This window comes from Streptomyces sp. NPDC001744, from assembly GCF_042892575.1.
GTDB lineage: Bacteria > Actinomycetota > Actinomycetes > Streptomycetales > Streptomycetaceae > Streptomyces.
This window is the reverse complement of record NZ_JBIAUG010000033.1, coordinates 14,836-38,009: the sequence shown is the minus strand read 5'-3', so window position 1 is coordinate 38,009 and position 23,174 is coordinate 14,836. Positions and strand designations below refer to the sequence as shown.

The 23,174-nt window shown below is 73.6% G+C and carries 22 protein-coding genes; 11 read left to right on the top strand and 11 right to left on the bottom strand.

What is annotated here, in order from left to right; all coding sequences use genetic code 11:
• Positions 1–14 precede the first annotated feature (14 nt).
• The 3 genes from ACFYZY_RS28465 to ACFYZY_RS28455 form a co-directional block, all read right to left on the bottom strand.
• Complete coding sequence (locus ACFYZY_RS28465; RefSeq protein WP_388699755.1) at positions 15–1,676, bottom strand: phospho-sugar mutase; 1,662 nt, start codon at positions 1,674–1,676, stop codon at positions 15–17.
• Between the two features lie 91 nt (positions 1,677–1,767).
• Complete coding sequence (locus ACFYZY_RS28460) at positions 1,768–2,571, bottom strand: purine-nucleoside phosphorylase (RefSeq protein WP_388699752.1); 804 nt, start codon at positions 2,569–2,571, stop codon at positions 1,768–1,770.
• Positions 2,572–2,860: 289 nt separating this feature from the next.
• On the bottom strand, positions 2,861–3,298 hold the full coding sequence (locus ACFYZY_RS28455) for a gamma-glutamylcyclotransferase (RefSeq protein WP_388699749.1): 438 nt from the start codon (positions 3,296–3,298) through the stop codon (positions 2,861–2,863).
• A gap of 197 nt (positions 3,299–3,495) precedes the next feature.
• Here ACFYZY_RS28455 and ACFYZY_RS28450 point away from each other — a divergent pair, with 197 nt between their 5' ends.
• A complete protein-coding gene (locus ACFYZY_RS28450) occupies positions 3,496–4,935 on the top strand; it encodes an NAD(P)H-quinone dehydrogenase (RefSeq protein WP_388699746.1) in 1,440 nt (479 codons plus the stop codon).
• Positions 4,936–5,158: 223 nt separating this feature from the next.
• Positions 5,159–6,076: a DeoR/GlpR family DNA-binding transcription regulator gene (locus tag ACFYZY_RS28445; protein WP_388699782.1), complete on the top strand. Its 918-nt coding sequence runs from the start codon at positions 5,159–5,161 to the stop codon at positions 6,074–6,076.
• A gap of 83 nt (positions 6,077–6,159) precedes the next feature.
• Here the strand turns inward: ACFYZY_RS28445 and ACFYZY_RS28440 are convergent, their stop codons facing one another.
• Together ACFYZY_RS28440 and ACFYZY_RS28435 are read right to left on the bottom strand one after the other, a co-directional pair.
• Positions 6,160–6,705, bottom strand: a complete 546-nt coding sequence (locus ACFYZY_RS28440) for a TetR/AcrR family transcriptional regulator (protein WP_388699744.1) — start codon at positions 6,703–6,705, stop codon at positions 6,160–6,162.
• Positions 6,706–6,779: 74 nt separating this feature from the next.
• Entirely contained in the window at positions 6,780–8,534 is a 1,755-nt protein-coding gene (locus tag ACFYZY_RS28435; protein ID WP_388699741.1) for an acetyl/propionyl/methylcrotonyl-CoA carboxylase subunit alpha, read from the bottom strand.
• 370 nt (positions 8,535–8,904) lie between these two features.
• Between ACFYZY_RS28435 and ACFYZY_RS28430 the strand changes: the two genes are divergently transcribed.
• Positions 8,905–9,396: a hypothetical protein gene (locus ACFYZY_RS28430; RefSeq protein WP_388699738.1), complete on the top strand. Its 492-nt coding sequence runs from the start codon at positions 8,905–8,907 to the stop codon at positions 9,394–9,396.
• Between the two features lie 83 nt (positions 9,397–9,479).
• On the opposite strand, the gene ACFYZY_RS28425 is transcribed toward ACFYZY_RS28430, so the two are convergent.
• From ACFYZY_RS28425 to ACFYZY_RS28415, 3 genes are all read right to left on the bottom strand, one after another.
• Complete coding sequence (locus tag ACFYZY_RS28425; RefSeq protein WP_388699734.1) at positions 9,480–10,085, bottom strand: nucleoside triphosphate pyrophosphatase; 606 nt, start codon at positions 10,083–10,085, stop codon at positions 9,480–9,482.
• 96 nt (positions 10,086–10,181) lie between these two features.
• Positions 10,182–10,310, bottom strand: coding sequence for a morphogenic membrane protein MmpB (gene mmpB / locus ACFYZY_RS28420; RefSeq protein ID WP_388699732.1), 129 nt, complete (start codon positions 10,308–10,310; stop codon positions 10,182–10,184).
• A 178-nt stretch (positions 10,311–10,488) separates the two neighbouring features.
• Positions 10,489–11,124, bottom strand: coding sequence for a TetR/AcrR family transcriptional regulator (locus tag ACFYZY_RS28415; RefSeq protein WP_388699729.1), 636 nt, complete (start codon positions 11,122–11,124; stop codon positions 10,489–10,491).
• Positions 11,125–11,194: 70 nt separating this feature from the next.
• On the opposite strand from ACFYZY_RS28415, the gene ACFYZY_RS28410 reads away from it, so the two are divergent.
• A complete protein-coding gene (locus ACFYZY_RS28410) occupies positions 11,195–12,589 on the top strand; it encodes an MFS transporter (protein ID WP_388699727.1) in 1,395 nt (464 codons plus the stop codon).
• Positions 12,590–12,658: 69 nt separating this feature from the next.
• Here ACFYZY_RS28410 and ACFYZY_RS28405 read toward each other — a convergent pair whose 3' ends face one another.
• Complete coding sequence (locus ACFYZY_RS28405) at positions 12,659–12,871, bottom strand: acyl-CoA carboxylase subunit epsilon (protein ID WP_388699724.1); 213 nt, start codon at positions 12,869–12,871, stop codon at positions 12,659–12,661.
• Between the two features lie 26 nt (positions 12,872–12,897).
• Positions 12,898–14,499 carry an acyl-CoA carboxylase subunit beta gene (locus ACFYZY_RS28400; protein ID WP_388699721.1) on the bottom strand — a complete coding sequence of 534 codons (1,602 nt, stop codon included), beginning with the start codon at positions 14,497–14,499 and terminating at the stop codon, positions 12,898–12,900.
• A 134-nt stretch (positions 14,500–14,633) separates the two neighbouring features.
• On the opposite strand from ACFYZY_RS28400, the gene ACFYZY_RS28395 reads away from it, so the two are divergent.
• The 5 genes from ACFYZY_RS28395 (at position 14,634) to hutH (ending at position 20,824) form a co-directional block, all read left to right on the top strand.
• Positions 14,634–15,488: a biotin--[acetyl-CoA-carboxylase] ligase gene (locus ACFYZY_RS28395; protein ID WP_388699719.1), complete on the top strand. Its 855-nt coding sequence runs from the start codon at positions 14,634–14,636 to the stop codon at positions 15,486–15,488.
• 229 nt (positions 15,489–15,717) lie between these two features.
• Positions 15,718–16,860 (top strand): adenylate/guanylate cyclase domain-containing protein, encoded by a 1,143-nt coding sequence (locus tag ACFYZY_RS28390; RefSeq protein ID WP_388699716.1) that lies wholly within the window; start codon positions 15,718–15,720, stop codon positions 16,858–16,860.
• A gap of 68 nt (positions 16,861–16,928) precedes the next feature.
• On the top strand, positions 16,929–17,717 hold the full coding sequence (locus ACFYZY_RS28385) for an enoyl-CoA hydratase/isomerase family protein (RefSeq protein ID WP_388699715.1): 789 nt from the start codon (positions 16,929–16,931) through the stop codon (positions 17,715–17,717).
• Positions 17,718–17,809: 92 nt separating this feature from the next.
• The gene (locus ACFYZY_RS28380; protein WP_388699712.1) at positions 17,810–19,012 is read left to right on the top strand and encodes a diguanylate cyclase domain-containing protein; all 1,203 of its coding nucleotides are present in this window, start codon (positions 17,810–17,812) and stop codon (positions 19,010–19,012) included.
• Between the two features lie 270 nt (positions 19,013–19,282).
• Positions 19,283–20,824: a histidine ammonia-lyase gene (gene hutH / locus ACFYZY_RS28375; protein WP_388699780.1), complete on the top strand. Its 1,542-nt coding sequence runs from the start codon at positions 19,283–19,285 to the stop codon at positions 20,822–20,824.
• 150 nt (positions 20,825–20,974) lie between these two features.
• Here hutH and ACFYZY_RS28370 read toward each other — a convergent pair whose 3' ends face one another.
• Positions 20,975–21,244 (bottom strand): hypothetical protein, encoded by a 270-nt coding sequence (locus ACFYZY_RS28370; RefSeq protein WP_388699710.1) that lies wholly within the window; start codon positions 21,242–21,244, stop codon positions 20,975–20,977.
• 111 nt (positions 21,245–21,355) lie between these two features.
• Between ACFYZY_RS28370 and ACFYZY_RS28365 the strand changes: the two genes are divergently transcribed.
• Together ACFYZY_RS28365 and ACFYZY_RS28360 are read left to right on the top strand one after the other, a co-directional pair.
• Positions 21,356–21,697 carry a hypothetical protein gene (locus ACFYZY_RS28365; protein ID WP_388699708.1) on the top strand — a complete coding sequence of 114 codons (342 nt, stop codon included), beginning with the start codon at positions 21,356–21,358 and terminating at the stop codon, positions 21,695–21,697.
• A gap of 181 nt (positions 21,698–21,878) precedes the next feature.
• Positions 21,879–23,147 (top strand): Ig-like domain-containing protein, encoded by a 1,269-nt coding sequence (locus tag ACFYZY_RS28360; RefSeq protein WP_388699706.1) that lies wholly within the window; start codon positions 21,879–21,881, stop codon positions 23,145–23,147.
• Positions 23,148–23,174 lie beyond the last annotated feature (27 nt).

The following is a 23,174-nucleotide window of genomic DNA, read 5'->3' as shown; positions in this document are numbered from 1 at the left end:
CGTCCGTACCGTCCCTACAGGCCCGCGGCCGCCGCCAGGTCCCGCTTGAGCGCGCCGAGCAGGTCCGCGGCCGTGGCGCGGGCCGCCGGCAGGCCGTCCGCGCCGGCGACCGGCACCACGACCTCCAGGTAGCACTTGAGCTTGGGCTCGGTGCCGCTGGGACGCACGATCACCCGGGCCCTGTGGTCGCCCTCCAGGTGGTAGCGCAGCCCGTCCGTGGGCGGCAGCGTCTCCGTGCCCTTGGTCAGGTCCTCCGCCGAGACCACCGTCAGGCCGGCGAGGGAGACCGGCGGGCGCTCGCGCAGCGCGGCCATCGCGTTCGCGATGATCCCCAGGTCCTCGACCCGCACCGACAGCTGGTCCGTGGCGTGCAGCCCGTGCTCCACGGCCAGGTCGTCCAGGAGGTCGGTCAGGGTCCGGCCCTCCTCCTTGAGGACCGAGGCCAGCTCGGTGACGAGCAGCGCGGCCGTGATGCCGTCCTTGTCGCGGACGCCCTCCGGGTCGACGCAGTAGCCCAGCGCCTCCTCGTAGCCGTACCGCAGGCCCTCGACGCGGGCGATCCACTTGAAGCCGGTCAGCGTCTCCTCGTACCCGAGGCCCGCCGCCTCCGCGATCCGCCCGAGCAGCGAGGACGAGACGATCGACTCGGCGAAGACGCCCGTGACGCCCCGGCGCACCAGGTGCGCGGCGAGCAGCGCGCCCACCTCGTCGCCCCGGAGCATCCGCCAGCCGCCCCCGGCGGACGCGTCCGGCACGGCCACCGCGCAGCGGTCGGCGTCCGGGTCGTTGGCGATCACCAGGTCCGGGGCCACGGCGCGGGCCGCCTCGAAGGCGAGGTCCATCGCGCCCGGCTCCTCCGGGTTGGGGAAGGCGACCGTCGGGAAGTCCGGGTCCGGGTCGGCCTGCTCGGCGACGAGCGCGGGCGGCGGGAAGCCGGCGCGCGCGAAGGCGGCCGTCAGGACGTCCCTGCCGACGCCGTGCATGGCCGTGTAGACGGTCCGCGCGGTGCGGGGCGAGCCGGGGGTCAGGACGGCGTCCGTGCGCTCCAGGTAGGCGTCCAGCACCTCGTCGCCCAGGACCTCCCAGCCGTCCTCCGGGCGCGGCACGTCGCGCAGCGAGCGGACGGCGGCGATCTCGGCGGCGATCTCCGCGTCGGCGGGCGGCACGATCTGCGAGCCGTCGCCCAGGTAGACCTTGTAGCCGTTGTCGCGCGGCGGGTTGTGACTGGCGGTCACCTCGACGCCGGCGACGGCGCCCAGGTGCCTTATGGCGTACGCGAGGACGGGCGTGGGCAGCGGGCGGGGGAGCAGCGCGGCGCGCAGCCCGGCGCCGGTCATCACGGCGGCGGTGTCGCGGGCGAAGTCGGCGGACTTGTGGCGGGCGTCGTAGCCGATGACGACGAGCCCGCCCTCCAGGCCCCGGGCCTTCAGGTACGCGGCGAGGCCGGCGGCGGCGCGGATGACCACCGAGCGGTTCATCCGCAGGGGGCCGGCGCCCAGCTCGCCCCGGAGTCCGGCCGTGCCGAACTGGAGCGTGCCGGCGAACCGGGCGGCGAGCTCGTCCGCCGTACCGGCCTCGGCGGCCTCGATGAGCCGCGCGAGCTCCTCGCGGGTCTCCTGGTCGGGGTCCTCGTCGAGCCATGCCTGGGCCCGGGTGAGGAGGTCGTCCTGCGTCACGGTGTGCCTTTCGGGGGAGCGGGCGGGTGCGGGCGGGGGGCGTGCCGCCGCGCGGAGCCTTTCCCCGCTCCGCGCGGCGGTACGCCGTCCGTCAGATCCGGTCGAGGACCCGGGTCAGCAGTTCACCCATCCGCGCGGCCGAGTCCCGCCCCGCCTGGAGGACCTCCTCGTGGTTCAGCGGCTCGCCCGAGAGCCCGGCCGCCAGGTTGGTGACGAGCGAGATGCCCAGCACCTCGGCGCCGGCCTCGCGGGCCGCGATGGCCTCCAGGACGGTGGACATGCCGACGAGGTCGCCGCCCAGGACGCGGACCATGTTGATCTCGGCCGGGGTCTCGTAGTGCGGGCCGGGGAACTGCACGTAGACGCCCTCTTCGAGGGTCTCGTCGATCTCCTTGCACAGCGCGCGCAGACGCGGCGAGTACAGGTCGGTGAGGTCCACGAAGTGGGCGCCGACGATCGGGGAGGCGGCCGTCAGGTTGATGTGGTCGCTGATCAGGACCGGCTGGCCGGGGCGCATGCCGTCGCGCAGGCCGCCGCAGCCGTTGGTGAGGACGACGGTCCCGCAGCCGGCGGCGACGGCGGTGCGGACGCCGTGGGCGACGGAGGCGACGCCCCGGCCCTCGTAGAAGTGGGTGCGGCCGAGGAAGACGAGGGCGCGCTTCTCGCCGATCCGGTACGAGCGGATCGTGCCGCCGTGGCCCTCGACGACCGGCGGCGGGAAGCCGGGCAGCTCGGTCACCGGGAACTCGGCCTCGGGGGAGCCGAGGGCGTCGACGGCGGGCGCCCAGCCCGAACCCATGACCAGGGCGACGTCGTGCTTCTCGACTCCGGTCAGCTCGCGGAGACGTGCGGCGGCGGCCTCGGCGGCCTCGTACGGGGTGGCAGTTGCGTTCACTGGGTCTCTCGCCTCGGGGAGGGGTCCGGAGGCGGGCCCCGGACGGATTTGATACGCGCAGCAGCGTAACCGGAGAATCCCTACGCGCGTAGATGACGGCGCTGACGGACATGCGATCGTTGTCTTGTCGTTTCCGACGAAAGCGGGTCCCCGCGGGGACGGGCCCCGTGGAGAGCCGGTCCCCGGCGGGGGCCGGGCCGCCGGGACGGACCGGGCCGTCGGAACGGACCTGGCCGCCGGAACGGACCGGACCGACGGGGCCGACCGGGCCCCGGGAACGGCCCGCCGCTCAGCACGGGCGCTTGCGCAACTCCATCACGTAGTCGTGCGGCGCGCCCGCCGACTCGGCCGCGTCCGCGACCTCGCCCAGGTAGCGGGCGGACGGCAGCCCGCCCTCGTACCCGTCGAGCACGTACGTCCAGGCGGACTCCTCGCCGTCCAGGGTGTGCACCCGCACCCGCGCGCGCCGGTACACCCCGAGTCCCACGCCCTCCCAGCGGTCCATGGAGTCCTCGTCCATCGGGGCGATGTCGTACAGCGCCACGAAGACCTGGGAGCCGGGGTCCTCCACGATGGTGGCCAGCGCGCCCTCCCACCCCATCTGCTCACCGCCGAAGGTGAGCCGCCAGCCGTTCAGCCAGCCGGTGCCGCGCAGCGGGGAGTGCGGTGCGCGGCGGCTCATCAGCCGTGCGTCGAGGTTGCCGGCGAAAGCGGCGTAGAGCGACATGGGACCGAGGGTACGGGAGGGGCGGGAAGCCCGCCGGTCGCCCGGCCGCCCCGCCCCTCCGGAGGCCCCGGCGCGAGGCCGCGCCGGACGTGCGGGACAATGGGGTACGCACCCGAGGCGTGCGGGACAATGGCGTACGCACTGCATCCCAGCGGGGGGACCCCCCGGCAGAACGAGAGCGCGAGGCGTAGATCCCAGTGACCCGGATCGTGATCATCGGCGGCGGACCCGGCGGATACGAGGCGGCCCTGGTGGGCGCCCAACTCGGCGCGGAGGTGACCGTCGTCGACGCCGACGGCCTCGGCGGCGCGTCCGTCCTGACCGACTGCGTCCCCTCCAAGACCCTGATCGCCACGGCCGAGGTGATGACCACCTTCGACTCCTCGTACGAGGAGCTGGGCATCATCGTCGCGGACGACACCCCGCACATCGACCAGGCCGCCCGGGTCGTGGGCGTCGACCTCGGCAAGGTCAACCGGCGGGTGAAGCGCCTCGCGCTCGCCCAGTCGCACGACATCACCGCCTCCGTCACCCGGGCCGGGGCCCGCGTGCTGCGCGGCCGGGGCCGGCTCTCCGGCCGGCAGGCCGTGGACGGCTCCCGCCAGGTGGTGGTCACCGCCGCCGACGGCACCGAGGAGACGCTGACCGCCGACGCCGTGCTGATCGCGACCGGCGGCCACCCGCGCGAGCTGCCCGACGCCAGGCCGGACGGCGAGCGCATCCTGAACTGGACCCAGGTCTACGACCTCAAGGAGCTCCCCGAGGAGCTGATCGTGGTCGGTTCCGGCGTCACCGGCGCCGAGTTCGCCGGCGCCTACCAGGCGCTGGGCTCCCGGGTCACCCTGGTCTCCTCCCGCGACCGGGTGCTCCCGGGCGAGGACCCGGACGCGGCGGCCGTCCTGGAGGACGTCTTCCGCCGCCGGGGCATGAACGTCATGGCCCGCTCCCGCGCCGAGTCCGCCAGACGGGTGGGCGACCGGGTCGAGGTGGCCCTCGCGGACGGCCGGGTCATCACCGGCACCCACTGCCTGATGGCGGTCGGCGCGATCCCGAACTCGGCCGGCATGGGCCTGGAGGAGGCGGGCGTCCGCCTGAAGGACTCCGGCCACATCTGGACCGACCGGGTCTCCCGCACCTCCGCGCCCGGCGTCTACGCGGCCGGCGACGTCACGGGCGTCTTCGCGCTCGCCTCGGTCGCCGCCATGCAGGGCCGGATCGCGATGTACCACTTCCTCGGCGACGCGGTGACCCCGCTCAACCTGAAGACGGTCTCCTCCAACGTCTTCACCGACCCCGAGATCGCCACCGTCGGCTACACCCAGGCCGACGTGGACGCGGGCAGGATCGACGCCAAGGTCGTCAAGCTGCCGCTGCTGCGCAACCCGCGCGCCAAGATGCAGGGCATCCGGGACGGCTTCGTCAAGATCTTCTGCCGTCCGGGCACCGGCATCGTCGTCGGCGGGTGCATCGTCGCCCCGAGGGCGAGCGAGCTGATCCACCCGATCTCGCTCGCGGTCGACAACAACCTGACGGTCGAACAGATCGCAAACGCTTTCACCGTGTACCCCTCCCTGTCGGGTTCGATCGCGGAAGTGGCACGGCAGTTGCAGACCCGGAAGTCGGCGGGCGACGCGTAACGTCCGGCCCGGCTCGGCTCCCGCCTGCGGAAACGGTTCACCGATCCGGACAACCCCCGGCAAGCCGGGGCACGGAACGACGACGGGCGGGGCCCCCATACCACTGGGAGGCCCCGCCCGTGCGCATCTTCTGCAATTCGGCGCATACTGCTGAAAACCCGCGCGCGGCCACGTTACTGTCAGTTTCGTGTTCGCTGCAGAACGTCGTCAGTTGATCCTCGAAATGGTGCGAGCCAACGGGGCCGTGTCGCTCCGTGAGCTCGCCCGCGTCGTCCAGACCTCCGAGGTGACCGTACGGAGAGACGTACGGGCCCTCGAGGCAGAAGGACTCCTCGACCGCCGGCACGGCGGTGCGGTGTTGCCGGGTGGATTCACGCGAGAATCCGGCTTCCCGCAGAAATCCCATCTCGCCACCGCGGAGAAGACGGCCATCGCCGACCTCGCGGCGAGCCTCGTCGAAGAGGGCGAGGCCATCGTCGTCGGCGCCGGGACGACCACGCAGGAGCTGGCCCGCCGGCTCGCCCGCGTGCCCGGACTGACCGTGGTCACCAACTCCCTGCTCGTCGCCCAGGCCCTCGCCCACGCCAACCGGGTGGAGGTCGTCATGACCGGCGGCACCCTGCGCGGCTCCAACTACGCCCTGGTGGGCAGTGGGGCCGAGCAGTCCCTCCAGGGGCTGAGGGTCTCCCGGGCCTTCCTCTCCGGCAGCGGTCTGACCGCCGAGCGGGGCCTGTCCACCTCCAACATGCTCTCCGCGAGCGTGGACCGGGCCCTGGTGCAGGCGGCGGCGGAGGTCGTGGTCCTCGCGGACCACACCAAGCTGGGCTCCGACACCATGTTCCAGACGGTGCCCACGGACGTGATCACCCGGCTGGTCACCGACGAGCCGCCCGCCCACGACGACCGGGCCGCCACCGAGCTCCAGGCCCTCGCCGACCAGGGCGTCCAGATCGCCGTCGCGGGCGCCGGTTCCGCGGGCGGTGACCACCAGGTCCCCCCGGGCGCCCGGCCCCGCCGTGACCTGCCGCTCCCGGTCCAGCGCGGCCGGATGGCGCCGGGGCAGTTCCGGGGGCCGGGCGGGCCGATGGCGGCGGAGACGCTGGAGCGCACGGCCCGGGTCGCGGATCTGCGCCGCCGCTGAGGGGGCGTCGCCGAGGAGCCACCGCCGAGGTCGTCGTCCGGGGACCCTCCCCCAGGGGTCCCGCGCGCACCGGCCCGGCCCGCTCAGCCCTCGATCCCCCGCAGCGTCAGCGCGAGCAGGCGGTCCGCCAACTCCGGGTCCTCGGGGCACTGTTCCACCGCCAGCGCGATCGCGTTGGTCAGCTGCATCAGATCGTCCATCGACACGTCCGCGCGCACCTGGCCCGCCTCCCGGGCCCGCGCGAGCAGCCGTTCGCCCGCCGCGCGCAGCGGGTCGCTGCACCGGGAGAGGGCCGAACTCCGGTCGTACGAGGCGGACATCAGCGCGTGCGCGAGTCCCCGGTACTCGCCGGCGTGGGCGATCAGGGCCCGCAGCCACTCCACGAGCGCCCGGCAGGGCGCGTCGGAGCCGGACAACTCCTCGGAGAGCGCCAGGAGTTCACCCAGGGCTTCCTGGAAGACCGCGTTCAGCAGCTCGGCCCGGGTGGGGAAGTGGCGGTAGAGGGTGCCGATGCCCACGCCCGCGCGGCGCGCGATCTCCTCCAGGGGAGCGCCGGAACCCTGCGCGGCGAAGGCGGTACGGGCTTCGGTGAGCAGCCGCTCGTGGTTGCGGCGCGCGTCGGCACGCATGAGAAGAGGGCCCCCTCGGCGAAGGGCCCGCAAACGGCTGTCCGCGGGCCCTTCGTACCGTACCGGGTGCGACGTCAGTCCTTGATGTCGCAGATGGTGGCACCGGAGGTGACGGAGGCGCCGACCACGGCGTTCAGGCTCTTGACGGTGCCGGAACGGTGGGCGTTGAGGGGCTGCTCCATCTTCATGGCCTCCAGGACGACGATCAGGTCGCCCTCCTTGACCTCCTGGCCCTCCTCGACCGCGACCTTCACGATCGTGCCCTGCATCGGGGAGGCGAGGGTGTCGCCCGAGGCGGCCGGCCCGGACTTCTTGGCCGCGCGGCGCTTCGGCCGGGCGCCCGCCGCCAGACCCGTACGGGCCAGGGACATGCCCAGCGAGGACGGCAGGGAGACCTCCAGGCGCTTGCCGCCGACCTCGACGACGATCGTCTCGCGACCCGTCTCGTCCTCCTCGGCCTCGCCGCCGGCCGGGGCGAAGGGCGGGATCTCGTTGACGAACTCGGTCTCGATCCACCGCGTGTGCACCCGGAACGGGTCGGCGGTGAAGTCGGGGTCGACCACGACGGCCCGGTGGAACGGAATGGCCGTGGCCATGCCCTCGACCCGGAACTCCGCCAGGGCGCGCGCGGCACGCTGGAGGGCCTGCTCGCGGGTCGCGCCGGTGACGACCAGCTTCGCCAGGAGCGAGTCCCAGGCCGGGCCGATGACCGAGCCGGACTCCACGCCCGCGTCCAGGCGGACACCCGGGCCGGACGGCGGCTGGAAGAGGGTGACGGTGCCGGGGGCCGGGAGGAAGTTGCGGCCCGGGTCCTCGCCGTTGATGCGGAACTCGAAGGAGTGACCGCGTACGGCCGGGTCGCCGTACCCCAGCTCCTCGCCGTCCGCGATCCGGAACATCTCGCGCACCAGGTCGAGACCGGTGACCTCCTCGGTCACCGGGTGCTCGACCTGGAGGCGGGTGTTGACCTCCAGGAAGGAGATCGTGCCGTCCACGCCGACGAGGAACTCGACCGTGCCGGCGCCGACGTAGCCGGCCTCCTTCAGGATGGCCTTCGACGCGGAGTACAGCTGCGCGTTCTGCTCGTCCGTCAGGAACGGCGCGGGGGCCTCCTCGACCAGCTTCTGGTGGCGGCGCTGGAGCGAGCAGTCACGGGTGGAGACCACGACCACGTTGCCGTGCTGGTCGGCCAGGCACTGCGTCTCCACGTGGCGCGGCTTGTCCAGGTAGCGCTCCACGAAGCACTCGCCCCGGCCGAAGGCCGCGACGGCCTCGCGGACGGCGGAGTCGTACAGCTCCGGCACCTCTTCGAGGGTGCGGGCGACCTTCAGGCCGCGCCCGCCGCCGCCGAAGGCGGCCTTGATCGCGATCGGCAGGCCGTGCTCCTTCGCGAAGGCCACGACCTCGTCCGCGCCCGACACCGGGTCGGGCGTGCCGGCGACCAGCGGGGCACCGGCGCGCTGGGCGATGTGACGGGCCGCCACCTTGTCGCCCAGGTCCCGGATCGCCTGCGGCGGCGGACCGATCCAGATCAGGCCCGCGTCCAGGACCGCCTGCGCGAACTCGGCGTTCTCCGAGAGGAAGCCGTAGCCCGGGTGGACCGCGTCCGCGCCGGAGTCCTTCGCCGCCTGGAGGACCTTGGCGATGTCCAGGTAACTGGTGGCCGGAGTGTCACCGCCCAGGGCGAACGCCTCGTCGGCGGCCCGGACGTGCAGGGCGTCCCGGTCCGGCTCGGCGTACACGGCCACGCTGCCGATGCCGGCGTCCCGGCACGCCCGGGCCACACGGACAGCGATTTCGCCACGGTTGGCGATGAGCACCTTGCGCACGATGGCTCCCTCCTTGAAACAAGCTGAGTTTAGGGACTGCCGACACGGTCTTTCGACCCGTCCCCAGTGGTGAGCTTTCCCACACGGAGGGTGACCCCGGGCCTGCTCGGATCGTGATTTCCCTTGTCGCACCACGGTACGCAGGGTTCCTTTGCGGCACAGTAGATCCTCGGTGTGGCGCAGGTCTCTGTTCATGCGACCAGTCGCCGTTCGGGTTTCTTTGTCGGGTCCCTACGAACGCTCCGCCCATTCTTTGCCCGGTCCTCGGGCGTCGCCCGCCGTGCGCACTCCCTTGTCCAGGGGTTTACCGGCCAGTAGCCTGCCCGCTGTCGAACGTACTGCCGGTAACAGGAGAATCCAGGGGGGCGGAATGGTCCGCAGGGCGACGGCTCTCGTGACGGCGGCGGTGCTCCTCCTGGAGGCGCCCGGCATCGTCGCGGTCAACGCCGTGATGGCGCACTTCCTGGAGGCCCAGTCGATGTCCCTCGACGGCATGGACCCCGAAGCCATGGTGGCCGGCACCTGGGGACTCGGCATCGCCTCCGGGGCGGCTCTCGTCCTCTGCGCCCTCGTCGCCCTCGTCGCGGGCGTCCGCGACCGCCGCCCGGGACGGCTCGGCCGGGCCCTCCTGGTGGGCTGCGCGGTGGTGCACGGCATCCTCGGCGCGGTCGCCGTCGGCCTCCTCGGCTGGGGCGCCTTCGCCTTCCTGATGGCCGTGTTCGGCCTGGTCGTCCTCACCCTGGTGGCGTACGGGAAGGACGCCGGGCGGACGGCCGGGAAGGGCGCCGGGGAGCGGGCCGGGGAACCCTCGGAAGACCCCGCCGGGAAGCCCCTCGCGGGAGAGGCCCCGGCACCCGCCTAGAGGGTCCGCCCGGAGCCCGGAGCCCGGAGCCCGGAGCCCGGCCCCGGGCAGCCGGAGCGGGCGGACCGGCCGGGCGGACGCGCTCAGGTCCAGAGGTCCGTGATCCGCACGTCCAGCTTGGCGAGGAGCCGGCGCAGCAGCGGCAGGGACAGTCCGATCACGTTGCCCGGGTCCCCGTCGATGCCGTCGACGAACGGCGCCGAGCGCCCGTCCAGGGTGAACGCGCCCGCCACGTGCAGCGGTTCGCCGCTCGCCACGTACGCCGCGACCTCCTCGTCCGTCGGCTCGCCGAATCGGACCACGGTCGAGGCGGTCGCGGACTCGAAGCGCTTGGCGGCCGTGTCGTACACGCAGTGACCGGTCTGCAGGACGCCGACCCGGCCCCGCATCGCCTTCCAGCGGGCGGTGGCCTCCTCGGCGTCGGCCGGCTTGCCCAGCGCCTTCCCGTCCAGCTCCAGGACCGAGTCGCAGCCGATGACGAGCGCGCCGAACACCTCGGGCCGGGCGGCCACATGGGCCGCCTTCGCCTCGGCGAGGGCCAGCGCGAGTTCGGCCGGGGTCGGCGCGTGGACCCTGTCCTCGTCGACGCCGCTCACGATCACCTCGGGAACGATGCCGGCCTGCCGCAGCAGACCGAGCCGGGCGGGGGAGGCGGAGGCGAGCACGACACGGCGCGGATCAGCAGTCATGGGGGCAGCGTAGCCAGTGCGGCGGCTCCGGACCCACCGGACCGCCGGGCACGCGCGCGTGGCCGGGCCCGGCCCGCCGGGGGCACGCGCGCACGGTCAGCGCACGCCGGCGGCGAACATCGCCACCACCATCGCCAGGGCCAGCAGCACGCCCGCGCGGCGGATCATCGCCTGCATGTCACGCATGAACTTCGGCGGCTGATTCTTCGGGTCCGACCACAACATGCCTTCGATCCTGAGGCCGTGACGGGCGCGGCGCCTGAGTACGGATACTCAGGCGCCCCCGCGCCGAAGGACTATTCGGGGAGGGGCGCGTCCTGCCGTACCCTCCGTCCCGCGTCCTGCGGGCACCCCCGTCCCGCGCTCCCGCGAACCTCCCGCGCTCCCGTGAACGCCCCGCGTCCTACGCCCCCGCGAACACCCCGTCCCGCGCGGCCGCGAGTGCCGCCGCCACCGCCCGTTCCGCGACGTCCGCGCCGAGTTCCTCCCGGGTGACCGCGAAGCGGTAGTAGAGCGGCGCGGAGACGGCGCGGAGCAGTTCCACCGGGTCCGTGCCCGCCGGGGCCTCGCCGCGCGCCACGCCCCTGGCGACGGCGGGGGCCCATGCGGCGAGCCGGGTCCGGTAGAACCCGGCGAGGGCGCGGGCGCACTCCTCGTCGCAGGCCGCGGCGGCGATGACCGCGCGGAAGACGGCGCCCATCCGGGGGTCGGCGAGGGTGGTCCGGACGAGTTCGGCGTTGGCCCGCAGGTCGTCCGCGAGGCTGCCGGTGTCGGAGGCGGGGAGCGACTGCTCGGCCATGTCGCGCAGGAGGTCGGCGACCAGGCCGGCGGGGGAGCCCCAGCGGCGGTAGACGGTGGTCTTGCCGACGCCGGCGCCCGTGGCGATCCGGTCCATGTTCAGGGCGTGGAAGCCGGTGCCGGCGAGGGCGTCCAGAGTGGCGTCGAGGACCGCCCTGCGGACCTTCGCGGTGCGACCGCCGGGGCGCGTGGTGCCGGGCGTGGCCGGTCGGCTCTCATTCAAATGGGTCTCCTGTTCCATTAGCGCCGTCGACCCTGCTACGGTACGGGACGTCTTAACAGAACTAGAATCCCATTAAGGGGTGGTACGCATGGCCGTCCTCGATGCCCCCGCACCCACGGACCGCGCCGAAGCCCGCATGACCGGGCGGGCGCGGCTCGTCCTCGTCGTCCTCCTGCTCGCCCAGTTCATGCTGGCCGTCGACTTCTCGATCCTGAACGTCGCCCTGCCCGTCATCGGCGAGGGGCTCGGCTTCACCCTCGGCGGCCTCCAGTGGATCGCCACCGCCTTCGCCCTCGCCGCCGCCGGGTTCACCCTCCTCTTCGGGCGCGTCGCCGACCTGATCGGCCGCCGGCGTCTCTTCCTCGGCGGCATGGCCGTCCTCGGAGCCTCCTCCCTCCTGGGAGGCCTCGCCACCGGCCCCGGGACGCTCATGGCCGCCCGCGTCGCCCAGGGCCTCGCGACCGCCGCCGTCACCCCCGCCGGCCTCGCCCTGCTCACCTCCTCCTTCCCCGAGGGGCCGCTGCGGGCCAAGGCCCTGGGGCTGAACGGCGCCCTCATGTCCGCGGGCTTCACCACCGGCGCGATCCTCGGCGGCGTCCTCACCGACCTGCTCTCCTGGCGCTGGGCCTTCCTCGTCAACGTCCCGGTGGCCCTCGCCGTGCTCCTCGTCGCCCCCGCCGTCCTGAAGGAGAGCCGCCCCGTCGTCCGGCCGCGCCTCGACGTGCCCGGCGCCGTCACCGTCACCGGCGGACTCCTCGCCCTCGTCCACGGCCTGACCCGCGCCGGCGAGCACGGCTGGACCGACCTCGCGGCGCTCACCGCACTCACCGCCGGCGCCGCGCTCCTCGCCGCCTTCGTCCTCGTCGAACGGCGGGTCGCCTCGCCCCTCGTCCCGGTCCGCGTCCTGGGGCGCCGCACGGTCGTCTGGGGCAACCTGGCCGGGCTCGTCGCCTTCGTCACCGAGACCTCGCTGGTCTTCCTGATGACCCTCTACCTGCAGGACGTCCTGGGCTTCTCCCCGCTGGCCGCCGGGCTCTCCTTCGGCGTCCTCGGCGCCGGCACGGTCCTCGGCGGAGTGGCCGCCTCCCGCTTCATCGGCCGCTTCGGCGCCCGCGCCGCCCTCGTCGCCGGCGGGCTCCTCCAGGCCGCCGCCACGCTCGCCCTGTACGGCCTCGGCGACGACCGGGACGGCCTCGCGCTGCTGCTCGCCGCGACCTTCGCCGGAGGCGTCGGCAACATGCTCGCGATCGTCGGCTTCATGGTCACCGCCACCTCCGGCATCCCCGACGACGAGCAGGGCGCGGCCACCGGACTCGCCACCATGACCCAGCAGATCGGCATCACCATGGGCACGCCGGTCATGAGCGCCGTCGTCGTCACCGCGCCCGTGCTCCTCGACGGCATCGGCCGCGCGGTCCTCGTCAACGCCGCGATCGCCGCCGCCGGAGCCGTCCTCTCCGGCCTCTTCCTGCGCCGTACGTGACCGGCGCCGGGGCACGCGAAAGGCCGGACCTCCCGCACAAGGGGCCCGGCCCTTCCCGTACCGCGACGGCTACACGGGCCAGTACGACCGCGCCCAGGCCCGCGGGCCGGGCCGGTGCCGTACGGCCCGCGCGATGCGGGAGGGGTCCGACCACCCCTCCGGCACCGCCGGGCCGCCGTCCCCGGCGGACGCCGCCGCCGTGGCCGCGGCCCGGGCCTGGACCACCGCCAGCGCGGCGGCCAGCTCCTCCGGGGTCGGGTTTCCTCGTACGACCTTGATCATGTCGGCTCCCTGAGGGTCCGGAGGGGTTAGAGCGGGATGTTGCCGTGCTTCTTCGGAGGAAGGGATTCCCGCTTGGTGCGGAGCTGACGCAGGCCCTTGACGATCTGCGGACGCGTGTCGGAGGGCACCACCACGCCGTCGATGTAGCCGCGCTCGGCCGCCGTGTACGGGTTGAGCAGGGTGTCCTCGTACTCCTGGATCAGTCGCGCCCGCACGGCCTCGGTCTCGTCGGCGTCCCCCGCCTCCGCGATCGTGCGGCGGTGCAGGATGTTGACCGCGCCCTGCGCGCCCATGACCGCGATCTGCGCCGTCGGCCACGCCAGGTTCAGGTCCGCGCCCAGGTGCTTGGAGCCCATCACGTCGTACGCGCCGCCGAACGCCTTGCGCGTGATGACCGTGATCAGCGGGACCGTGGCCTCCGCGTACGCGTAGATCAGCTTCGCGCCGCGCCGGATGATGCCGCCGTACTCCTGGTCCACGCCCGGCAGGAAGCCCGGCACGTCCACGAAGGTCAGGACCGGGATGTTGAAGGCGTCGCAGGTGCGCACGAAGCGGGCGGCCTTCTCGGAGGCGTCGATGTCCAGGCAGCCCGCGAACTGCATCGGCTGGTTGGCGACCACGCCGACCGGGAAGCCCTCGACCCGGCCGAAACCGGTCAGGATGTTCGGCGCGAACAGCGCCTGCGTCTCCAGGAACTCGCCGTCGTCGAGGACGTGCTCGATGACCTTGTGCATGTCGTACGGCTGGTTCGCCGAGTCCGGGATCAGCGTGTCTAGCTCGCGGTCCTCGTCCGTCACCTCGGTGTCCGCGGTCTCCGGGAAGGCCGGCGGCTCGGAGAGGTTGTTCGACGGCAGGTAGGAGAGGAGGGACTTCACGTACTCGACGGCGTCCTTCTCGTCGCCCGCCATGTGGTGCGCCACGCCCGAGGTCGCGTTGTGCGTCCGGGCGCCGCCCAGCTCCTCGAAGCCCACGTCCTCGCCGGTCACCGTCTTGATGACGTCGGGGCCCGTGATGAACATGTGCGAGGTCTGGTCCACCATCACCGTGAAGTCGGTGATCGCGGGGGAGTACACCGCGCCGCCCGCGCAGGGACCGACGACCAGCGAGATCTGCGGGATCACGCCGGAGGCGTGGGTGTTGCGGCGGAAGATCTCGCCGTACATGCCGAGCGCGCTCACGCCCTCCTGGATGCGGGCGCCGCCGGAGTCGTTGATGCCGATGACCGGGCAGCCGGTCTTCAGGGCGAAGTCCATCACCTTGATGATCTTCTGGCCGTACGTCTCGCCGAGCGCGCCGCCGAAGACCGTGAAGTCCTGCGAGAACACCGCCACCGGCCGGCCGTCGACCGTGCCGTAGCCGGTGACGACGCCGTCGCCGTACGGACGGTTCCTCTCCAGGCCGAAGCTGGTGGAGCGGTGTCGGGCCAGCTCGTCCAGCTCGACGAACGAACCCTCGTCGAGGAGGAGGGCGATCCGCTCGCGCGCCGTCAGCTTCCCCTTCGCGTGCTGCTTCTCCACCGCGCGCTCCGAGCCGGCGTGGGTGGCCTCGTCGATGCGGCGCCTGAGATCCGCGATCTTGCCCGCGGTCGTGTGAATGTCGATCTCGTACTGCTCTGCCGGCTCGGACATCGGGATGCGGCTCCCTGCCTGGTCACGGGGGGTTCGTTGACTACGAATGGGCTAGTGCTGGCGTACTGCCCCGTAGCGTATCGACGCCGATACGGTTCGGCACTGCGGTCTTTGCCACACCTAGTCTGGCTTGCATGACGTCCTCCCACGGCTCCGGCGGACGCTGGTCCGACCTCGACCGGCCCCCGCTGAACGCTTCCGCGCTGCGCCGCGCGCTCGTCCTGCCCGACGCCCTGTGGACCTCGCTCGACGTGGTCGACGCCACCGGGTCCACCAACACCGACCTCGCCGCCCGCGCGGGCGAACTCCCCGAGGGGGCGGTGCTCGTCGCCGAGGAGCAGACCGCGGGCCGGGGCCGCCTCGACCGGAGCTGGAGCGCGCCCGCCCGCTCCGGGCTCTTCTTCTCCGTCCTGCTCAAGCCGGACGTCCCCGCCCACCGCTGGGGCTGGCTCCCGCTGCTCGCCGGAGTGGCCGCCGCGACCGGCCTCGCGAAGGCGGCGGGAGTGGACACGTCCCTCAAATGGCCCAACGACCTCCTGGTTTCGGTCGCGGGCGAGGAGCGCAAGGCCGGCGGCATCCTCGCCGAGCGGGCCGGCACGGACGGCGTCGTCGTCGGCCTCGGCGTCAACGTCACCCTCCGCGAGGACGAACTCCCCGTCCCCACCGCCGGATCCCTCCTCCTCGCCGACGCGGTCTCCACCGACCGCGACACCCTCCTGCGGGCCGTCCTGCGCTCCCTCGACCGGTGGTACGGGGAGTGGACGCGGGCCGGCGGCGACCCCGCCGCCTCCGGGCTCCAGGAGGCGTACGCGGCCGGCTGCGCGACCCTCGGCCGCCGCGTCAGGGCCGAGCTGCCCGGCGAGCGGACCCTGGAGGGCGAGGCCCTCGCCCTCGACGGCGACGGCCGGCTCGTGGTCGCCACGGAGGGCGGCGGCACGGAGGCCGTGGGGGCGGGCGACATCGTCCACCTGCGGACACCGGGCGTCTGACGCCGGCGCGGGCCCGCGCCCCGCGGGGCGGAACGGGAGGGCGCGCCCGCGCCCTCCCGGCGGTCCGCCCCCGGTGACCCGCGCCCCCCGGGGGCCCGCCCGCCCGGATTCCGGGACGCGGACACCGGCCGTCGGGGCGTGAGCCATTCCACACCTGCCGTATCGTGGAGCGCGATCCAGGCGACAGATCGGCAGGACACGTGGGCAGGGAACGGGCAGGAGGCGGCCGGTGACCGTCGACGACGCGAACGCGGGCGGCGGGGACGAGCAGCCCTCCGCGTACCCCACCCCCCACCACGAGGTCGACCACACGGCCGAACCGACCGACGACCCCCTCGCCATCCGCCTCGAACAGCTCATCCTCGGCGCGGACCGCCGCTACACCCCGTTCCAGGCCGCCCGCACGGCGGGCGTCTCCATGGAGCTGGCCTCCCGCTTCTGGCGCGCCATGGGCTTCGCCGACATCGGGCAGGCCAAGGCGCTCACCGAGGCCGACGTCCTGGCGCTGCGGCGGCTCGCGGGCCTGGTCGAGGCCGGACTGCTGAGCGAGCCGATGGCCGTGCAGGTCGCCCGTTCCACCGGGCAGACCACCGCCCGGCTCGCCGAGTGGCAGATCGACTCCTTCCTGGAGGGCCTCACCGAGCCGCCCGAGCCCGGCATGACCCGCACCGAGGTCACGTACCCCCTGGTCGAGCTGCTCCTCCCCGAGCTGGAGGAGTTCCTGATCTACGTGTGGCGCCGGCAGCTCGCCGCCGCCACCGGGCGGGTCGTGCAGGCCGCCGACGACGAGGAGATGGTCGACCGGCGGCTCGCCGTCGGCTTCGCGGACCTCGTCGGCTTCACCCGGCTCACCCGCCGCCTGGAGGAGGAGGAGCTGGGCGAGCTGGTCGAGGCGTTCGAGACGACCTGCGCCGACCTCGTCGCCGCGCACGGCGGCCGGCTCATCAAGACCCTCGGCGACGAGGTGCTGTACGCGGCGGACGACCCCGGCACCGCCTCCGAGATCGCGCTCCGCCTGATCGAGACCCTCGGCCACGACGAGACGATGCCCGCGCTGCGCGTCGGCATCGCCTTCGGCACCGTGACGACCCGGATGGGCGACGTCTTCGGCACCACCGTGAACCTCGCCAGCCGGCTCACCTCGATAGCCCCCAAGGACGCCGTCCTGGTCGACGGGGCGTTCGCGGCGGAGCTGATCAGGAACGGCGAGGCGCCCGGCTCGGAGGCGGAGGCGGCCGAGGAGGCGGCCCGCGCCGAGAAGGAGGGCCGCCCGCCGGCCGCGTACCGCTTCGCGCTCCAGCCGATGTGGCAGCGCCCGGTGCGCGGCCTCGGCGTCGTCGAGCCCTGGCTCCTGGGCCGCCGTCCGTCCTAGGATCTCCCGCGAACCCCCGTTAACAGCCGTTAACGGGAGGGCGTCCGGTGTCGGGAGGGTGTGCGCTCATGTCCGAGCAGCGTTTCGGTGAGTTCGTGGTGGTCCGGCGGGAGGGACACGTCGCGGAGCTGGTCCTCGACCGGCCGAAGGCGATGAACGCCGTCTCCACGGAGATGGCCCGCTCCCTGGCGGCGGCCTGCGACGCGCTCGCCGCCGACCGCTCGGCCCGCGTCACCGTCCTCACCTCGTCGAACGACCGCGCCTTCTGCGTCGGCGCCGACCTCAAGGAGCGCAACTCCCTCACCGACGCCGAGCTGGTCCGCCAGCGCCCGACCGCCCGCGCCGCCTACACCGGCGTCCTCGAACTGCCGATGCCGACCGTCGCGGCCGTGCACGGCTTCGCCCTCGGCGGCGGTTTCGAGCTGGCCCTCGCCTGCGACGTGATCGTGGCCGACGCGACCGCCGTCGTCGGTCTCCCCGAGGTCTCCGTGGGCGTCATCCCCGGTGGTGGCGGTACGCAGCTCCTGCCGCGCCGGGTGGGCGCCGCGCGCGCCGCCGAACTGGTCTTCACGGCCCGCCGGGTCGAGGCGGCCGAAGCCCGTGAGCTGGGACTCGTGGACCTCCTGGCGGAGGACGCGCGGACGGGCGCCCTGGAGCTGGCCGGACGGATCGCGGCCCACTCGCCGGTCGGACTGCGCGCCGCGAAGAAGGCCATGCGGCTGGGCCAGGGCCTGGACCTGCGGGCCGGTCTGGAGGTCGAGGACGCGGCCTGGCGCTCGGTGGCCTTCTCGGGCGACCGGGCCGAGGGGGTGGCGGCCTTCAACGAGAAGCGGCGGCCGGAGTGGCCGGGGGAGTGATCCGCCGCACAACTCCTTCCGATTTGCCCTTTATGTAACTTTCCGTGACGTCCTGGACGGGAAAACTGATCAAACCTCCCTAAGCTGGAGGAATGGGTGAGGACGGGCGGCTGCGGGCCGTAGTGGCGCTGGCGCAGAGGATGGCGGCGGCGCACACGCCACGGGAGTTCTGGCGGGCGGCGGCGCTCGGGGCCCGCGACGGGCTCGACGGGAGTTTCGCCGCGCTGTCCGTCTGGGAGCGGGACCACGGCCGCCTCAAGGTCCTGGTGAACGCCGGGGAGCGGGCCGAGGGGGAGGAGGAGTTCCCGGACGCGGAGACGTACCCGGTGCACCAGTACCCCGAGATCACCGAGTTCCTGCACGACCAGTGGGCGGGCGGGGGCGAGCCCGACGCCTGGGTGGAGACCGCCGGCGACCCGGTCCCGACCGGCCGGGTGGCCGGTCTGCGGCGGCGCGGGCGGGGCTGCTGCGTGGTCGCCCCGATCGTGCTGCACGGACGGGCCTGGGGTGAGCTGTACGTGGCCCGTTCGCTCCAGCAGAAACCTTTCACCAGGGCGGACGCCGGTTTCGCGACCGTCCTCGCGGCGGTCGTCGCGTCCGGCATCGCCCAGGCCGAACGCCTGGAGGAGGTCCGCAAGCTCGCCTTCACCGACCCGCTGACCGGCCTCGCCAACCGGCGGGCCGTCGACACCCGCCTCGACGAGGCGATCGAGCGCCACCACGCGGACGGCTCCGTGGTGAGCCTGCTGGTCTGCGACCTCAACGGCCTCAAGCGGGTCAACGACACCCACGGCCACGCGGTCGGCGACCGCCTCCTCGAACGCTTCGGCTCCGTCCTCTCCCGCTGCGGCGCCAAGCTCCCCGGCGCCCTCGCGGCCCGCCTCGGCGGCGACGAGTTCTGCCTCCTGACGGTCGGCCCGACGGCGGACGAGGTGGTCGCGGTCGCGGAGGAGCTGTGCGTACGGGCGGCCGAGCTGGAGCTGGGCGAGGGCGTGGCCTGCGGGGTGGCGTCCACCGGCGACCCGATCGGGCCGCTCGGGTCGGCCCGCCGCCTCTTCCGGCTCGCGGACGCCGCCCAGTACCGGGCCAAGGCCGGCCGCTCCGCGAAACCGGTCGTGGCGGGCCGCGACGGCACGGTCGTCCGGCTCGCCGACGCCCCGCCGGGCAGCCGTGACCGCCGCCGCTTCAGGGACGCGCCGGTGGCGGAGCCGCCGGACGGCGGGGGGCCGGGGGGCCGGGAGCGTTCGCCGGGCCCGGGGCCCGGCGGGCCGGAGCCGGGCGCTCCGGGGGAGTGAGTCCGTACGCTCCGGAGCGGCGGCGCCATCGGCGCCGGGAGGGCGACGGGGCGGCGGCGGGACCGGGCGGGGCGGCGGCGGTGAGGGGTGCGGCGGCCGGGGCGACGGTGGCGGACGCGGTGGCGGACGCGGCGACCGGGGCGACGGTGGCGGACGCGGTGGCCGGGTGGCGACGGAAGCCGGACGGTAAGGGGCCGACCCCCGCCGGGCCAGTGACGAAATCGCCTAGTGACAGGTCGGTCTTCAATCCGTAGGGTGCTGAATATGGATATGCAGACAGTCGTCCTCGGCACGTCCGGCACGACCCCGCAGGACGTCATCGACGTCGCCCGGCACGGCGCCCGCGTCGAGCTGTCGACCGAGGCCGTGCGCGCCCTCGCCGCCGCCCGGGAGGTCGTCGACGCCCTCGCCGCCAAGCCCGAGCCCGTCTACGGGGTCTCCACCGGATTCGGCGCCCTCGCCACCCGGCACATCGGCCAGGAGCTGCGCGCCCGGCTCCAGCGCAACATCGTCCGTTCGCACGCCGCCGGCATGGGCCCCCGCGTCGAGCGCGAGGTCGTGCGCGCCCTGATGTTCCTGCGCCTGAAGACCGTCGCCTCCGGCCACACCGGCGTCCGCCCCGAGGTCGCCCGGACCATGGCCGACGTCCTCAACGCCGGCATCACCCCGGTCGTGCACGAGTACGGCTCCCTCGGCTGCTCCGGCGACCTCGCCCCGCTCTCCCACTGCGCCCTGGCCCTCATGGGCGAGGGCGACGCCGAGGGCCCGGACGGCGAGGTCCGCCCCGCCGGCGACCTGCTCGCCGCCGCCGGCATCGCGCCCGTCGAGCTGAGGGAGAAGGAGGGCCTCGCCCTCCTCAACGGCACCGACGGCATGCTCGGCATGCTGATCATGGCCCTCGCCGACCTCGACACCCTCTACAAGACGGCCGACGTCACCGCCGCGCTCTCCCTCGAAGCCCTCCTCGGCACCGAGAAGGTCCTCGAACCCGAACTGCACGCCATCCGCCCCCACCCCGGCCAGGCCGCCTCCGCCGCCAACATGCTGGCCGTGCTCAAGGACTCCGGCCTCACCGGCCACTTCCAGGCGGGCGAGGCCCCCCGCGTCCAGGACGCCTACTCGGTGCGCTGCGCCCCCCAGGTCGCCGGCGCCGGCCGCGACACCCTGGCCCACGCCCGTCTCGTCGCCGAGCGCGAGCTGGCCGCCGCCGTCGACAACCCGGTGGTCCTGGCCGACGGACAGGTGCGCTCCAACGGCAACTTCCACGGCGCCCCGGTCGCGTACGTCCTCGACTTCCTCGCCATCGCCGCCGCCGACCTCGGCTCCATCGCGGAGCGCCGCACCGACCGGCTCCTCGACAAGAACCGCTCGCACGGCCTGCCGCCCTTCCTCGCCGAGGACGCCGGCGTCGACTCGGGCCTGATGATCGCCCAGTACACGCAGGCCGCCCTGGTCAGCGAGATGAAGCGGCTCGCCGTCCCGGCCTCCGCCGACTCCATCCCGTCCTCCGCGATGCAGGAGGACCACGTCTCCATGGGCTGGTCCGCCGCCCGCAAGCTGCGCACCGCGATCGGCAACCTCAACCGGATCATCGCGGTCGAGCTGTACGCCGCGACCCGGGGCATCGAGCTGCGCGAGGGCCTGACCCCCGCCCCCGCCTCGCGGGCCGTCATCGCGGCCCTGCGCGCGGCCGGTGTCGAGGGACCCGGCCCGGACCGGTTCCTCGCCCCCGACCTGGCCGCCGCCGACGCCTTCGTACGGGAGGGGAAGGTGGTCGCCGCCGTGGAGCCGGTCACCGGGCCGCTGGCCTAGGGACCTTCCGGCGGGGGCGGGGCCCGTCTCCCCCGGGGAGACGGGCCCCGCCCGTCCGCGCACCCGGCCCGGCGTCAGGAAGCCCGTCCGGGGCGGTGGTTCGGGAAGCCCGCCCGGCGCGGCGGTACGGGGCCCGCCCGGCGCGGCGGTTCAGGAAGCCCGGCCCCGGCGGCGCATCGCGAGCGCCACGAACCCCGCGCCCACGCCCAGGAACCCGGTCCCGCCGAGCACGTACGCCGTCGTGTCCGGTCTGCCGGTCTCCGCCAGGCGTCCGTCGTCCGCGGCGGGACCGCTCCGGGTCACCCCGGCAGGATCTCCGCCGCTCGGGCCGGTGGCGCTCGCGGACGGCACGAACCACAGGGCGCACAGCAGCGTTCCGGCGACGGCGGCGGTCAGCGGGAGACGGCGGGCGGTGGGCACGGAAATGTCGATCCTCCTTGCGGGGCCCCCGAATTGGTCGGTGTGCCGATGCTAGTGAACACAGCGGGTCGCGGGAAAGCCGAGCCGCTCCGGCCGCCTAGGCTCCGGACCATGAGCACTTCTGACACCGCACGCTATGTACGCCTTCGCGTCGACGTGGTCCTGGAGATCGACGGGCCGACCGAGCTGGTCGAGGCCGCCGAGGCCCGGATCGACGCCGACGAGTTCATGCCGGAGGAGGAACGGGCGCACGCCCGTGCCGCCGTGCGCGAGGACGACGCCGAGGCCCTCGCCCACCTCGTCGAGCCCTTCGACCTGATCCGCGACGTCCCCGGGATCGAGATGGTCCAGGCGTCCTGGAGCAGCGAGGAGATCGAGTACGACCCCGATGCGCTGGAGTGGGACCTCGGAGAGGAAGATGGGACGGAGGACGACGAGGACGACCGCCCGTAAGGCCGGTATCCACCCTGTTCGCGGGCCCCGGGACGCCGTCCCGGGGCCCTCCCGCGACACCGGGAACCGGAAACCCCGCCGACGCGTGTCGATCAGTGTTGTTCCCCACAAACCGTACGGTTACGGAACCGAACGAGTTGTCATGGGTATGGAAGCAAGCGTTCACAGGGAACCGGCGACGATGGAGATGCGTGTGATGACGGACGGCAAGCGCCGCAGGAGCCTGGCCACCGCGGCCGTCGTGCTGAGCGGCGTACTGGTGCTCTCGGCGTGCGACGACGGCGACAAGGGCGGCAAGGCCACCGGCACCGCGACCCCCCAGTCCCAGGCCCAGGTCGACGAGGCGGCCGCGCAGAAGACCTCCAAGGCGCAGATCACCATCGCGCCGAAGAACGGCGCGCAGAACGCCTCCATCAACAACGACGCCAAGGTCACGGTCGCCCAGGGCAAGCTCACCGAGGTCGTCATGACCTCCGCCGAGGGCACCCGGGTGAAGGGCGAGATAGCGACCGACGGCCTGAGCTGGAAGCCGAGCGGCCCCCTCAAGCGGGCGACGCTCTACAAGATCGCCGCCACCGCCACCGACGCGGAGGGCCTGGAGGCCCACGAGAACTCCTCGTTCACCACCGTCTCGCAGGCCAACAGCTTCATCGGCAGCTTCACGCCCGAGGACGGCTCGACCGTCGGCGTCGGCATGCCGGTCTCGATCACCTTCAACAAGGCGATCACCCACAAGAAGGCCGTCCAGAGCGGCATCACCGTCACCTCCAGCTCCGGCCAGGAGGTCGTCGGGCACTGGTTCAGCTCCCAGCGCATCGACTTCCGGCCCGACGAGTACTGGACCGAGGGCTCGACCGTCACCCTGAAGCTGAACCTCGACGGCGTCGAGGGCGCCGACGGCGTCTTCGGCGTCCAGCAGAAGACCGTCACCTTCAAGATCGGCCGCAACCAGGTCTCCACCGTCGACGTCGCCACCAAGACCATGACGGTCACGCAGGACGGCAAGACGGTCAAGACCATCCCGATCTCCGCCGGCTCCCCGGAGAACCCGACCTACAACGGTCAGATGGTGATCTCCGAGAAGTTCAAGGAGACCCGGATGAACGGCGCCACCGTCGGCTTCACCGACGACGACGGCAAGGGCGAGTACGACATCAAGGACGTGCCGCACGCGATGCGCCTGTCCAACTCGGGCACCTTCATCCACGGCAACTACTGGGGCCCGGACTCGATCTTCGGCTCCGTGAACACCAGCCACGGCTGCGTGGGCCTCAACGACGTCAAGGGCGCCGGCGACCCCAAGCAGTCCGCCGCCTGGTTCTACGACCACTCCCTCATCGGTGACGTCGTGATCGTCAAGAACTCCAAGGACAAGACGATCGCCCCCGACAACGGCCTCAACGGCTGGAACCTGAGCTGGTCGCAGTGGAAGGCCAAGTCGGCCCTCTGACCCGCCGCACGCGCGGAAGGGCCCCTC